The organism is Acinetobacter sp. ANC 4636, from assembly GCF_054454555.1.
Window position 1 is genome coordinate 76,611 of the sequence record NZ_JBTKVD010000005.1, and the last position, 12,210, is coordinate 88,820.

Genomic DNA, 12,210 nt, shown 5'->3' on the forward strand with positions numbered 1-12,210 from the left:
GCGTATCCTCATCCTTGATTTGCATTTGATTGTGAAGCAGAAGTTTTTTGATGCGTGATCGCTTCAACTTCTTTCATTGCTTCTGCACTCAACTGGTCAAATGTATTGTTGGCGATGTACGAATACACACCACATAAAACAAAAGACAAGACAATGATACCGAGACCGAGAGGAATTCCCCAAGTCGTTACGCCTCCACTAAAAGAACTCATTAAGAATTCTTTGTTGTAACCGACAAGAAGCATGAAGCTAACATAGATCACCAACATGATGATGGTTAATGTCCAACTTAACTTACTTTTGCGGCTAACCATTTCTTTGAATTTTGGATTTTGTAGAATTCGTTCTACTTGAACCTCATCCATAGCATTACTCCGTGTGTACAACCAGCCTTGGTCGCAATTTTTAATTGTTTTTTCTGTGTTCTAACGGTATCAATATTTAAGGCTTTTAGTCAGTTAGACTTTGGTCGCTAAATTTTTAAGCAGAATTTTTGTTCAGGCACGACCTTCAGGTATCATAACAACAGATTTTTAATAAGCCATCAATATGAATAACTGGGTAATCATTGGGGTATTAACCCTTTACATTCTGATTTTATTTGTCTGTGCTTTCTTTGGAGAGAAATATGCAAGCCGGCTAAATGCACGTGGTCGCATGTTACTCTTTAGTCTAACCCTCGGTGTGTATTGCTCTTCATGGACATTTTACGGGGCAACGGGTGCAGCTGTCCGCCAGGGTATCATCTTCCTACCGATTTATCTCGGTCCCCTGTTATTTATTTGGCTGGGTTATGATATTTGGCGCAGGATTGGGCGAGTGCGCCAGCATCATGCGATTGCGTCAATTGCCGATTTTATCGCAGCCCGTTATGGCAAAAGTGGGACGTTAGCCTCTTTAGTCACAGTCCTCGCAGTCGTTGCGATTGTGCCTTATTTGGCATTACAACTCCGTGCAATTGCGCTTAGTATTTCAGTAATACTTCCAGAAAACAATGATTTACACTTAACAACCAATACCGTATTGGTGCTCACTGCAATTTTAGCCATGCTCTCAATGGTCTTTGGAACACGCCAAATGGCAAATACTGAACAGCATGGTGGTTTAATGCTGGCAGTGGCTTTTGAATCATTTGTAAAACTGTTTGCGTTAGTTTGTGTTGCAATTTTCTTTATCGCCGATCAGCCAAGTAACATTGCACAAATCAGTCGTGATATCCAAGAACAATACCATGAAGTACAAATGGCTGGCGTTCCTGATACTTTTTGGGTACAGACTTTACTAGCTGGACTTGCGATTATTTGCTTGCCGCGCCAATTTCATGTTGCTGTTGTTGAACTTCGCGATGAAAAACATATTCGCGGTGCGCGCAAATGGTTTTCACTCTATTTGATTCTGACCACGCTGACCATTTTTCCAATTGCCAGCTGGGCACTGCATGCAAACCCCAATTTACTCAAAATTCCAGATCTGGCGGTACTCAGCCTGCCAATGAGCTATAACCACGAATGGTTAACCATTTTGGCCTTTCTTGGCGGCTTTTCTGCATCAACGGGTATGTTACTGGTTTCGTCGGTGGCTTTATCGATTATGCTGAGTAATGACCTGATTATGCCTGCGTTATGGCGTTTCAACATGCTATCGCGTCATGATCGTCGTTTACCGCTGGTGCTTAAAACCACACGCCGCATTTGTATTGTAGCCGTCATGCTGATGGGTTTTTTATTCTTCCATTTCTTCAATGATATTAATCAGCTTTCTGTTTTTGGCTTATTGGCATTTAGTGCTGTTGCCCAGTTTGCACCTGCGCTCATCGGAGGCTTGTACTGGCGTGGTGGTAGTCAGCAAGGTGTGTATGCAGGCTTGCTGGTTGGCTTTTTAATGTGGGCATACACCCTGCTCTTTCCAACTATTTTACGCAGCCTGCCACGCGAATACGCCGAGCTCAGTTTTCAGGTTTTACATGGTGGTTTATTTGGTATTAATGGCTTGCGTCCTGAAGCTTTATTTGGTTTTGAATCACTCGCCCCTCTCACGCATGGCGTAATCTGGTCGTTAGGACTTAATACGATTTTATATATCTGGATTTCCAAGGCCTACCGCCCAAGTGTTGCAGAACAGATTCAGGCTGAAAGTTTCTTTTACTATGAAACCAAGCCTTTACCTTCTCAAAACTCCAATCATGAAATGGGCTACTTCCATCCCGATAGCCCACGCTTAAAAGTCAGTGACCTCATGGCACTGGCAAAACGAATTACAGGAGAAGGACCAACTACCCATGCTTTTCAACAATTTTGTGATCAGAATTATTTGGTGCTCAATACCAATAGCGTTGCCAATGGCATGTGGTGGCGTTTTACCGAGCAATATCTGGCAGGCACGATTGGCGCAGCCTCGGCACGTACCCTACTCACGACTGCACTTGCCAATAACGGTTTAGGCATAGCACAGGTTGCCAATATTCTCGATCAGGCTTCGCAGTGGCAGCGCTTTAACCAAAACTTACTCATGACCATGATTGACCATATGACCCAAGGGGTGAGTGTGGTCGATGACAACATGTGTCTGGTCGCATGGAACAACCAGTATCTAAAACTTTTTGATTATCCAAAAGATCTGGTTTATGTTGGCTGCCCGATTTCCGACCTGATCCGTTACAATGCCGAACGGGGTGAATGTGGCCCAGGTTCAATTGAGGAACATGTCCGCAAGCGGATTCACTGGATGAAAGTGGGTAGCGCACATGAATTTGAACGCATTCGTAAAGATGGGCGCGTCATCCAGATGCGTGGTAATCCAATTGAAGGCGGTGGTTTTGTTACAACTTTTGCTGATATTACCGCTTTCCGTGAAAATGAAGCCGCACTTGAAGCGCGGGTCAAAGAACGTACCCAACAATTGGCAAATGCCCTAGAAGAACAACAGCTCGCGCGTGAACAAGCCGATACTGCCAATATGTCAAAAAGCCGCTTTATTGCCGCTGCCAGTCATGACCTGTTGCAACCGATGCATGCAGCGCGCCTGTTTAGTACCGCCCTTGAGCAAAGCATCCAGTCCGACGAAGATCGACAAACCTTGCAGCAACTGGATCGTGCCTTACATGGTGCGGAAAGTATGCTGTCTGCGCTTTTGGATATTGCACGTTTAGAAGGCGGTACTATTCAACCAAAACGTCAGGCCTATCCATTACACGATTTGTTAAGCGATTTAAAATTACAGTTTAAATCCATTGCCGCGCAGCGTGGAATTGAGTTTCATGTTCATGATGCCCAGTTTTGGATTGATACTGATCCACAGTGGATTCGTCGCATTATCCAGAACTTTGTCAGTAACGCGCTACGTTACACTGCCAAAGGGCGTATTGTGGTGGGTGTTTTACGGTCAGCATCACAACCGCAACATATCCGAATTGGCGTTTGGGATACAGGGCCTGGGATTGCTGAAGAGCAGCGTATTAAACTGTTCCAAGAGTTTGAGCGCTGCGGGCATACCTCACCGTGGGGCGAGCAAGGCTTAGGTTTAGGGCTTGCGATCGTACAACGTATGACCAGTTTGCTGAATTACCCCGTGCATGTTTATTCGGAGTTGCAGCGTGGTTCATGCTTCATGATTGAAGCCCCTGTCGTCGCTGCACCGAAAATTACTGCTGCGCCCATCCAGATGATGCCACTCAGAAACAACACCTATAAAATTTTGTGTTTGGATAATGATGAAAACATTTTGGAAGGGATGAATACCTTACTCAGCAAATGGGGACATCAGGTCTTTAAAGCACGTGAACCTGAGGAAGCAAAACGCCTGATTGAACAGGAAAATATCCAGATCTGGCTAATTGACCAACATTTAAATCAGGAACAACGTGGTTTAGACTTTATTTTGCAGTATCGTCAGGACAATACTCCTGTCGCCCTCATTACCGCAGACTCCGATCCAGAACTGCCAGAACGTTTAAAACAACTGAACATTATGTTGCTGAAAAAACCACTCAAACCCGCATCGATGCGCGCATGGTTATCGGGCTTAAAAATTCCGAGTTAGGCATAAAAAAAACACCCTCTATTGAGGGTGTTTTTAATTCGGTGGAATATGCTGTAAAAATTAGATTTTCTTTTCATCAATATTGAGTGCACTGATAGCTAACACTGCCTGAGTACGGTTTTGTACCCCAAGTTTTCTAAAAATTGCAGTGACATGTGCCTTAATCGTCGCTTCAGAAACATCAAGCTCATAGGCAATCTGTTTATTCAGCAAACCTTCAGCCACCATCATCAAGACGCGGAACTGTTGTGGGGTTAATGACTGAATTCGCTCTGCCAATGCAGTTTCATCTGCCGCACGCGGGTCAAAACTGATGTTGGCGGGTAGATTGGGTGGTAACCAGATTTCACCCTCAAGCACTTGGCGAATTGCTTCACCAATATGGCTTGGGTGAGCCGATTTTGGAATGTAGCCCATTGCGCCATGTGCAATTGCACGCTGAATAATACTGGCTTCTTCATGTGCTGAAACCACAATAATCGGAATGGATGGATATTGAGCACGAACGTGTACCAGTGCCGAAAAACCCGATGCGCCTGGCAAGTTCAAGTCCAATAGGACAAGATCTGGTTCAGTTCCATTTTCAAGGCGTGCGTAAAACTCGTTTACCGCTGCTGTTTCATGAATTTGAGCTTGCGGAAAGCTATAACGCACTGCTTGAATCAGTGCGTGACGAAACAGAGGATGATCATCAACGATTAGTATATTCATAAGCAATTTGGCTATATATTTGGCGTAGCCTAGCCTTCCACTCTATGCTACAACTTTATGTATGTATACAAATATTACCGAATTTTTACCAACTTTGTTGTGTGATTCGATAGGTTTCTGCATTTTTTACTATCTGCTCAAAAAAAATTAACAATATATGATGATCTAAAGATCAGGTTATTTTTCTTAAGCACAATGCTAACATACTGCATTTTTATAGATAAATCAAAAAGATGTTTACATAGTCTGCGCATCTTTTATTTATTTTTGGTTCATCATGGCATGATAAACAAAAGCTCTCAATGCCACATCAAAGTGGCATTTATTTAAGCTATATTCGCTATTTCGCCTCAAAAATTGGCTATTTTTGCGGTTTCCCGATCACAGTTACAATTAATTGCTCGACCACCTGCGGATCTGCAAGCGTAGACGTATCTCCTAGACTATCGAGTTCACCCATCACAATTTTACGCAAAATACGCCGCATGATTTTGCCTGAACGAGTTTTTGGTAAAGCACTCGCCCAATAAATGGCATCAGGCGTTGCAATCGGCCCCAAGACCTTACGTACCCATCGAACCAAGGCTTCTCGTAATTGCTCCGACTCGACATAATCAGCTTGTAAGGTGACAAAAGCACAAATTCCCTGTCCTTTAACCTCATGCGGCATTCCCACCACGGCGGCTTCTGCAACTGCTTCGTGCGCAACCAGTGCACTCTCAATTTCAGCAGTTCCCAAACGATGCCCCGATACATTCAAAACATCATCGACCCGCCCCGTAATCCAGTAGTAACCGTCTTCATCACGACGCGCACCATCTCCTGTAAAATAATAGCCTTTATAGGTCAAGAAATAGGTTTCTATAAAACGCTGCTGATTGCCCCAAATACTGCGCATTTGCCCCGGCCATGAATCCTTAATCACCAAATTGCCTTCACCTATACCCTCTATTTCACGGCCTTCAGCATCCAGTAATGCGGGCTGAACCCCATAAAATGGACGGGTCGCTGAACCCGGTTTCAATGCGGTTGCGCCAGGCAAAGGGGTTATCATCATGCCGCCTGTTTCAGTTTGCCACCATGTATCCAAGATTGGACAGCGTCTCTCACCCACAACATCATAAAACCAGTGCCATGCTTCAGGATTAATCGGTTCACCTGCGGTTGCCAGCAAACGTAAGGTGCTACGATTACTTTCCCGCACATAGGCATCGCCTTCACGCATCATCGCGCGAATCGCGGTGGGGGCTGTATATAAAATCGTGACTTTATGTTTATCAATAATATGTCCGATGCGTGCCCATGTTGGATATTGTGGAATTCCCTCAAACATCAATGTGGTTGTGCCTGTTGCCAGTGGCGCATAAACAGCATAGGAATGTCCCGTAATCCAGCCAATATCAGCGGTACACCAGTAAACATCATCTTGTTTTAAATCAAAAACCTCTCGAAAGGTGGTCACGGCATAGACCAGATAACCCCCTGTTGTATGCAGTACGCCTTTAGGCTTGCCTGTCGAACCTGATGTATACAAAATAAATAGCGGGTCTTCCGCATGCATCGGTTCAGGCGGGCAAATTTCATCGACCTCCATTTGCAGCATGTGATACCACAAGTCGCGTTCAGGATAAAAATTGATGGGGTTGCCTGTACGATGTACCACAATCACATGCTCAACGGTTGCTGTACCTGATTGTTCCAAGGCCAGATCAACATTCTGTTTGAGTGGTAACAGCTTGCCTCCTCGCATCCCCGCATCGGCAGTAATCACCATTTTGGCTTGGCTATCTTCAATTCGGCTCGCTAGCGCATCGGGAGAAAACCCGCCAAATACCACGCAATGCACCGCGCCAATTCTCGCGCAGGCCAACATGGCAATGGTGGCTTCACTGACCATCGGCATATACAAAATCACCCGATCACCCTTGGAAATACCATATTTTTTCAAGGCATTGGCAAAACGGCAGACTTCACTATACAACTCTTTATAAGAAATAATTTTATGTCGGGAAGGATGATCCCCCTCCCAGATAATCGCAGGTTTATGTGGGTGTTCTTTTAAATGTCGGTCTAAACAATTGGCACAGACATTAAGCTGACCATCGGCAAACCACTCGATTTTAAAATGCTTAGGGTCATAACTGGTATTTTTGACTTGTGTAAATGGCTTGATCCAGTCGATATGCCGAGCCTGCTCTGCCCAAAAATGATCTGGATCATCAATCGATTGTTGATAGCGCTGAAAGTATTCGTGCTCCAGCGTCCGCGCAGTTTTTTTGAATTCTTCGGGAACGGGATAAATTTCTTGCATAGACTGACTTCCTTGAGTAGATGGCGCAGTTTCATCATGAAATGCATGTTGTTTTTGTTTGTTATTTTTCCACCATAGAAATTTATTTAAGTACAATATTTCAACACAAGGCACTCTAGTATCGTATAATTTTTGTACATGACTTTATTCTAGGGAAAGACCATATGCCATCTCAAAATCCAGCGTCTTTTTTTGGTAAGGCCACTCCCCCACATGCTCACACACTTTTGTCTTGTGAAGGTCGGCTTGGTCGCCTGAGCTATATTGCCCGTTTTGGATTTTTGCATTTCCTGCTTATTGGCATGCTTTCTGTGGCAGCGCAAGGAATGCATTTGATCAACTGGAATACGATGATGCTCCGCACGTCCCATCTGCCACAGCCTTCATTTTTCATGTTGTCTGGTGGATTCATTTTATTCTTGTTGTACAGTTATCTCATGATTGTCTTTATGATTCGGCGTTTACATGACCTGAATCAAAGCGGCTGGATGAGTCTATTACTCCTCATTCCCATGCTCAATCTCCTGTTTAGCCTGTATCTGGTGTTGGCACGAGGAACACCTCATGCAAACAATTATGGGATAGTTCCTCACACTGCTTTTTGGGAGAAACTCTGTGCGTGGCTGATGATCCTGTTATTCCTGATTAGCCTTGCCACAAGCAGTATGCGTATTTCCTATATGATGGGTACAGGTGAACTGGACAGCCCACATCAAATAATGAAACAGGGTATGCAATATTTCTAAGATTACTCTACGTTTCTTTACTCAACTTTATACTTTTTAAGGCAGAATATAGCGCTTTGAAGTTTGGAACAAATCAACGTGGCAGAGCATCAATCCTCAACCATACAAAATGTGGCGCAAGATACCACTCAACTGCTACAAGAAGCAGGTAAAAAAACCACGCAAACGGTATTAGAACATAGTAGCAAGTACCATGATGCTTATACGACCATCGACAAGATCATGGACAGTTTTTGGGAACGCGTTCCTTATATCTGTATTGCAATTGTGGTCTTTATCATTTTCTGGTTATTGACCAAACTGTTTAAATTCTTTGTTCGTAAAACGCTGGAAAATCGTTCTTATACGCGCCAAAATCTGGTTTTAGTACTCAACCGAGTCGGCACATCTGCCATTTTATTCTTTGGTTTTCTGATTGCGCTCGTGATTTCAATTCCTGGCTTTACTCCTGGGCAACTGATGAGTGCTTTGGGAATTGGTTCGGTCGCCATCGGTTTTGCATTTAAAGATATTTTTCAGAACCTGCTGTCAGGGCTTTTAATTTTGCTCAGCGAACCTTTCCGTATTGGCGATGACATTATCTGTAATGGTCTGGAAGGAACCGTTGAAGATATTCAGATTCGTGCCACTTTTTTACGTTCTTATGATGGTCGCCGCATTGTGATTCCAAATGCCACGGTGTATACCAGCGCGATTACCGTCAATACAGCCTATCAGCGCCGCCGCTGTGAGTTTATGGTCGGCATTGGTTATGAAGATGATGTGAAAAAAGCCAAAGAGATTATTTTAAAAATTCTGGATGAGAACCGTAATGTGTTGAGCCAGCCTGCTTTCTCGGTCAATGTCACGGCTTTAGCAGATTTCTCGGTCAATCTGACGGTACGCTGGTGGGTAGATACGACTGAAACCACGATTGCTGCATCGGCCAGTGAAATTCAGGAACATGTGATGCTAGCTTTTGAAGAACAGCAGATTTCGATTCCATACCCAATCCGTGAAGTCAAAGTCCATCGTGCCGAGCCACATACCGATGAAATTGCCGTGAAGGCATCAGGCAGTTAAACGTCCCAAAATATATGAGACTGCCGTTTCTGTTCTTAAAATCCGGTTGCCTAAGCTAAAACTTTGGCAACCGTTTTTTTCGAGTAAATCAATCTCATAAGGAATAAAGCCGCCTTCAGGACCAATCAAAAGCTGACAATGCTGTGCCTGCAAACCAGATATGCCCTGCTGGGCATAAGGATGTGCTACAAAACTTGGACGCTCTGCTGTTGTCCACTCTGACAAGACATCTTCCACGAATGGTTTAAAACGGCGATACAGCTCAATTTTAGGCGCGATCGTATCCCCCGCTTGCTCTAAACCGAGTGTAACGTAATCATCCAGTTGCTGTAAAAATGGCGTTTGCCAGTAACTTTTATCGACACGATAACTATGGATCAGTACTAGCTTTTCCACACCCAAAGTTACACTGTCCATCACTAGACGACGCAACACCTTCGGACGGGGCAAAGCCACAATTAACGTTACGGGTAATTTTTCAGGAATTTCCAATTCATGTACAGGTTTGACCAGTACCTGTTCTGCTGAAACTGATTGTACTTCAGCCAGGTAGCGTTTACCCTGCAGAATCCCGACCTTGAGCGGATCACCTACTTTGAGATCCAGATGTTGCTGCAAATGCTGTAACTGACGAGGTTCACGAATTGCCCAAACATCATTTTCAGGTGGCTGAGCCAATAACACCAGATTCATACGCTTGCCAAGAACTGATCAATCAGCTGGATATGACGCAGCACCGAACCTTGGTTGCTGTGCAAAATTGTGGTGGCATGTTGCAGCATGTGGTGGCGCTGTTCGGTATTTTCGAGCAGAGCAAGGAGTTGCTGCTGTGCTTGCACCGCATCTTGTACAATGTTGACTGCATCTTGTTTTACAAACTCATCCACGATCACTTGGAAATTAAAATAATTTTTACCCAATACCGTCGCAATGCCCAGTGCCACAGGTTCCAAGATATTATGCCCGCCCCCAGGTTCATTCAGCGAACCACCGACATAGGCCACCTGACTCAAGGCATACCATAACCATAACTCACCCATACTATCTGCCAGATAGACTTGCGTATTGGCATCAACAGCCTGCTGTAAACTACGACGCTTGGTATTCAGACCCAATTGCTGTGTGATCTGAAAAACTTCATCAAAACGCTCAGGATGGCGAGGGACAACAATACACAGTAAATTTTGGTCTGCCTGTAATGCTGCTTTCAGTTCAGTTAACAGTTGCAGTTCTTCAGGGGCATGGGTACTAGCAAGTACCATAATTTTGCGGTTGCTTAACTGCCAATCTTGCTTTAGTTGTGCTGCTTTTATCACGACCCAGTCAGGTGCAGTAATGTCAAATTTGACATTGCCCACCACACTCATCTCAGTCACAGATTTCCCTAAATCGGCGAAACGCTGCAAGGTGGCCTGATCCTGTGCAGCAATCCAGTTTAACTGACTCAGCATCGGATACGTCAGGCGTTTAAATTTGGCATAGCCTTTGGCAGATTTTTCAGACAGACGAGCATTGAGCAAAAGCTGTGGAATCCCACGCTGTGTCACACATTGCAGCAGATTTGGCCACAACTCAGTTTCCATGAGCAGTAAAATTTTCGGTTGGTAGCAATCAATAAAAGCATCCAATAATGGTTGCTGATCGACTGGTAAAAATACGGCTTGAAACAGTTCAGGATAACGCTGTGCAAACAAGGCTTTTGCCCGTGCCTGACCTGTGCGAGTGGTATTGGTGATCAGAACAGCCTGACCTTGCTGTAAATAATGCTCAACCAAAGGTTGTGCAGCGTTGGTTTCGCCCACAGAAACGGCATGAAACCAAATTACCTGACGGTTTTTCGGGGGTTGAAAAGGGCCAAAACGTTCCGTTAGCTCATCTTGAAAATCGGCAAGATGCCCTGAGCGTTTATTTAAACGCCAACGATAAATTGGCTTAATACATGCCAAAAGCCAATTGTACCAAAAGGGAGTTTTGAAAAAAGGAACGGGCTGGATCATCCAAATCTGAAGTCACAAAAAATTTGTGCCTATTATGCGTAAATTTTCTCAAAAGAACAGATGCAATCTGCAACAAGAAAAAAGCCAATGTAAATTGCTACATTGGCTTTTTAGACACCCGCAAGAAACAATTACAACCCTTGTTTCAAGCTCGCTTCAATAAATTTGTCCAGATCGCCATCTAGAACAGCACCTGTGTTCGAGTTTTCAACACCTGTACGCAAATCTTTAATCCGAGAGTCATCAAGGACATAAGAACGAATCTGACTACCCCAACCAATATCAGATTTTGAATCTTCAAGCGCTTGAGCAGCTTCGTTACGCTTACTCATTTCCAGTTCGTACAATTTGGCACGTAACTGTTTCCACGCATGGTCACGGTTGGCATGTTGTGAACGCTGGTTCTGACACGCCACCACAGTCCCAGTTGGAATATGGGTTAAACGTACCGCAGAGTCAGTTTTGTTAATGTGCTGACCACCTGCACCCGAAGCACGATAAGTATCGGTACGGACATCGGATGGATTGATATCGATTTCGATATTGTCATCTACTTCAGGAGAAACAAACACCGCAGAGAACGATGTATGGCGACGGTTACCCGAGTCAAATGGCGACTTACGCACTAAACGGTGCACGCCAGATTCGGTACGCAACCAGCCATAGGCATACTCACCTTCCACACGAATGGTTGCAGATTTAATCCCCGCAACGTCGCCATCTGATTCTTCCATCAGTTCAGCTTTAAAGCCATGACGCTCGATCCAGCGCATATACATACGTAATAGCATCGAAGCCCAGTCTTGTGCTTCTGTACCACCCGAACCTGCCTGAATTTCCACATAACATGGATTTGGATCCATCGGATTGCTAAACATACGGCGGAATTCAAGTTTTGCCAGTTCTTCTTCGGCAGAAGTGAGTTCAGCCTGTACATCTTCTAGCAAACCTTCATCATCGGCTTCCACAGCCAAATCCAGCATAGCCTGAGCATCTTCAAGTTGTGTTGCCAAACCATCAAGGACATTTAAGACGTTTTCCAGTTCACCTTTTTCTTTAGCCATCGCTTGTGCACGGCTTTGATCATTCCAGATCGCAGGGTCTTCAAGTTCACGTAGGACTTCTTCTAAACGTTCTTTTTTCAGATCGTAGTCAAAGATACCCCCGTAGTGTTTGACTACGATCAGTTAAATCTTTTAGTTGGTTTAGATACGGATTGATTTCCACGTGAAATTTCTCTCTACAGCCATAAAATTTTTGGCATTTTAACATAGAGTCTGATCTGACGATATGCTGGTATTTTTGAAAAAGAACATGATGATTCGAGGCTAAACAGCCTACTTGC

9 protein-coding genes are annotated in these 12,210 nt (G+C 44.3%); 3 read left to right on the top strand and 6 right to left on the bottom strand.

The features are described 5' to 3' along the window. Positions 1-8 precede the first annotated feature (8 nt). Positions 9-365, bottom strand: a complete 357-nt coding sequence (locus ACX1N5_RS07035) for a DUF485 domain-containing protein (RefSeq protein WP_004749970.1) — start codon at positions 363-365, stop codon at positions 9-11. A 184-nt stretch (positions 366-549) separates the two neighbouring features. Here ACX1N5_RS07035 and ACX1N5_RS07040 point away from each other — a divergent pair, with 184 nt between their 5' ends. After that, a complete protein-coding gene (locus ACX1N5_RS07040) occupies positions 550-4,038 on the top strand; it encodes a hybrid sensor histidine kinase/response regulator (RefSeq protein ID WP_131382037.1) in 3,489 nt (1,162 codons plus the stop codon). 60 nt (positions 4,039-4,098) lie between these two features. Here the strand turns inward: ACX1N5_RS07040 and ACX1N5_RS07045 are convergent, their stop codons facing one another. Both ACX1N5_RS07045 and acs read right to left on the bottom strand, forming a co-directional pair. Beyond that, a complete protein-coding gene (locus ACX1N5_RS07045) occupies positions 4,099-4,749 on the bottom strand; it encodes a response regulator (protein ID WP_004749972.1) in 651 nt (216 codons plus the stop codon). Between the two features lie 361 nt (positions 4,750-5,110). Next, on the bottom strand, positions 5,111-7,060 hold the full coding sequence (gene acs, locus ACX1N5_RS07050) for an acetate--CoA ligase (protein WP_458801230.1): 1,950 nt from the start codon (positions 7,058-7,060) through the stop codon (positions 5,111-5,113). Positions 7,061-7,224: 164 nt separating this feature from the next. On the opposite strand from acs, the gene ACX1N5_RS07055 reads away from it, so the two are divergent. Continuing rightward, positions 7,225-7,806 (top strand): DUF805 domain-containing protein, encoded by a 582-nt coding sequence (locus tag ACX1N5_RS07055; protein WP_458801228.1) that lies wholly within the window; start codon positions 7,225-7,227, stop codon positions 7,804-7,806. A 102-nt stretch (positions 7,807-7,908) separates the two neighbouring features. Further along, positions 7,909-8,868, top strand: coding sequence for a mechanosensitive ion channel family protein (locus ACX1N5_RS07060; RefSeq protein ID WP_416201879.1), 960 nt, complete (start codon positions 7,909-7,911; stop codon positions 8,866-8,868). On the opposite strand, the gene ACX1N5_RS07065 is transcribed toward ACX1N5_RS07060, so the two are convergent. The 3 genes from ACX1N5_RS07065 to prfB form a co-directional block, all read right to left on the bottom strand. Then, entirely contained in the window at positions 8,857-9,561 is a 705-nt protein-coding gene (locus ACX1N5_RS07065) for a 16S rRNA (uracil(1498)-N(3))-methyltransferase (protein ID WP_458801227.1), read from the bottom strand. The two genes, ACX1N5_RS07060 and ACX1N5_RS07065, sit on opposite strands and share 12 nt — an antisense overlap. Further along, positions 9,558-10,865: a 3-deoxy-D-manno-octulosonic acid transferase gene (locus ACX1N5_RS07070; protein WP_458801225.1), complete on the bottom strand. Its 1,308-nt coding sequence runs from the start codon at positions 10,863-10,865 to the stop codon at positions 9,558-9,560. Before ACX1N5_RS07070 ends, ACX1N5_RS07065 begins: the two co-directional genes overlap by 4 nt. Before the next feature lie 131 nt (positions 10,866-10,996). After that, a protein-coding gene (gene prfB / locus ACX1N5_RS07075; RefSeq protein ID WP_165493023.1) for a peptide chain release factor 2 occupies positions 10,997-12,092 on the bottom strand; the annotation gives its coding sequence in 2 pieces (ribosomal slippage) (positions 10,997-12,019 and positions 12,021-12,092; 1,095 coding nt in all). Between the last annotated feature and the right edge of the window lie 118 nt (positions 12,093-12,210).